We start from the raw sequence: 2324 nt of genomic DNA on the forward strand, positions 1-2324 counted from the left end.
TTATCGGCTCTCGCCATCGCATAGGCCATCGGGTAGCCGATCAGCAAACAGAAGAAGGTGCTCACGGCGGCGGTTTTCAGCGAGTTCAGGTAAGCGACCACATAGAGATCGTCGCTGAACAGGAACATATAATTCCCAAGGTTCAGCACCACTTGCAGTGCTTTGCCGTCGACCCATTCCAGCAGCGGCGTGAAGGGCGGCGACTGGCTTGTGTCCGCTGTCGAGAGGCTGATGGTCAGCACAATCAGGAAAGGCACGAGGAAGAAGAACCCGAGCCAGCCATACGGAATGGCGATGACGGTGGAGCGGCCCATCAGGCGCCGCAGAAAGCCCGGCGGCGTCATTATTGCGCCAAAACCACGCCGCCATCGGCGGCCCAGCCGATATGCACGCGGTCTTCCCAGGTAAACTCGCCTTCGGCCCAACGGTCGAGGTTCGGTTGCGTCACGCGCACCTGTTTGCCGCCGCCGACTTCGATGAAATAGATGGAAATATCGCCCAAATAGACGATTTGCTTGATGGTGCCCTGCATCTGGTTCGGCAGATCGACCAGTGGCTTGCGGCTCATGCGGATCTTCTCCGGGCGCACGGCGACGGAAAACTCCATACCGATGGTGCCGGTTACACCGTGGCCGACGTGAATGCGCCCGCCGAAATCGGGGCAATCCAACTCGGCCCGGTCGGGCTCATCCACGGCCAGGGTGGCTTCGAACAGGTTCACTGAGCCGATGAAATTGGCGACGAAGCGGTTCTTGGGGAACTCGTAAATTTCAGCGGGCGTGCCCAACTGCTGAATGCGGCCCCGGTCCATCACCGAAATGCGATCGGCGAGCGTCATCGCCTCTTCCTGATCGTGGGTGACGATGACGAAGGTAATGCCGACTTTGCTTTGAATGTTCAGCAACTCAAGCTGCGTCTGTTCGCGCAGCTTCTTATCGAGCGCGCCCAAGGGCTCATCGAGCAGCAGCACTTTCGGGCGCTTGATGAGGCTGCGGGCGAGGGCGACGCGCTGGCGCTGGCCGCCCGAAAGCTGGTGCGGCCGACGCTTGGCGAAGCTGCCCATCTGCACCAGATCGAGCGCTTCGGCGACGCGGTTTGCCGTATCGGCTTTCGAAACCCCATCCATGCGCAGCCCGAACCCGACGTTCTGCTCCACGCTCATGTGCGGGAACAGGGCGTAGGATTGGAACATCATGTTCACTGGGCGCGCATAGGGCGGCACGGTGGACATATCTTGCCCGTCGATGAGAATCCGGCCTTCGGTCGGTATTTCAAACCCCGCCAGCATGCGCAGCAGGGTCGTCTTGCCGCAGCCGGAGCCCCCCAGCAGCGCGAACAACTCGCCGGGGAAAATATCGACGCTGACCCCATCGACCGCAACGAAATCCCCGAAGGTCTTGCGGACCTCCTGAATCTGAATCATGGGCTTTGCCGACGGATCGCGCCAGGGCTGTACGCGCTGTCCAGAAACACCGCCTAAGGAGCGGGGAGGCGGATTGGCCGTGGCAGCGGGGGGGACATTAGGCATACCGGGCAAAGCCTCCAGCGCGGCGGGGGTCTAGAAGGGAAAAGGCGCGCTCGCTTCTTACCGAAACCAGCGCGCCTTTGGGAGTCATTCTTCTGCGTGCGCTCCGACTAGCGGCCGGTTTTCACGCGGGTCCAGGCGCGGGTGCGGGCGCGTTCGAACTCGCGGTCCGCCGGGGTGATGGTGAAGAGGCGGGCGCGCACTTCGGCCGGCGGATAAATGCCGGGGTTGGTCCGCACCGCTTCCGACACCAGCGGCGTCGAAGCCTTATTGCCGTTAGCGTAGCCGGTCAGGTCCGAGCTGGCGGCGACGACCTGCGGCACCATCAGATGATCGAGAATGGCATGGGCGAGGTCGGGGTTCGGGGCGTCTTTCGGGATCGCCAGCGTATCGACCCAAAGCTGCGCGCCTTCGGACGGAATCGAGTAGTTCACGCTCACGCCGCGTTTCGCTTCCGCCGCGCGGTTGGAGGCCTGAATAATATCGCCCGAATAGCCGAAGGCGACGCAAATATCGCCATTCGCCAGCCCGTTGATATATTCCGACGAGTGGAACTTGCGAATAAAGGGGCGCACTTTTAGCAGCGCATCGGTGGCCTTATCGAGATCGGCGATCGATTTACTGTCGGGCGGCAGGCCGAGATATTGCAGAACGGTCGGGAATACGTCAGTCGGCGCGTCCAGCACCATCACGCCGCAGGCCTTGAACTTCGACACGGTGGCCGGGTCCAAGATCATTTTCATCGAATAGACCGGCGCATCGGCGGCGATATTTTTCACCTTGCCAACGTTATAGCCGA

Annotated in this window: 2 protein-coding genes and 1 pseudogene; all 3 read right to left on the reverse strand. The window is 61.4% G+C overall.

Going from position 1 to position 2324, the window contains the following annotated elements:
- Window positions 1-344, reverse strand: a pseudogene (locus VZ95_RS12465) (putrescine ABC transporter permease PotH); the annotation flags it as partial.
- Window positions 344-1423, reverse strand: a complete 1080-nt coding sequence (locus tag VZ95_RS12470; RefSeq protein ID WP_232302644.1) for an ABC transporter ATP-binding protein — start codon at window positions 1421-1423, stop codon at window positions 344-346. The gene VZ95_RS12470 and the pseudogene VZ95_RS12465, both read right to left, overlap by 1 nt.
- Window positions 1424-1635: 212 nt before the next feature.
- The coding region (locus VZ95_RS12475) for an extracellular solute-binding protein (RefSeq protein ID WP_045776134.1) at window positions 1636-2324 on the reverse strand (689 nt) is incomplete at its 5' end.

Source organism: Elstera litoralis (assembly GCF_000963705.1).
In the GTDB taxonomy this organism is placed as follows: Bacteria; Pseudomonadota; Alphaproteobacteria; order Elsterales; family Elsteraceae; genus Elstera; species Elstera litoralis.

What these genes read in the sequence shown, in the direction of transcription:
- VZ95_RS12470 (WP_232302644.1), bottom strand. Translation starts at nt 1,423, where the DNA reads ATGATTCAGATTCAGGAGGTCCGCAAGACCTTCGGGGATTTCGTTGCG.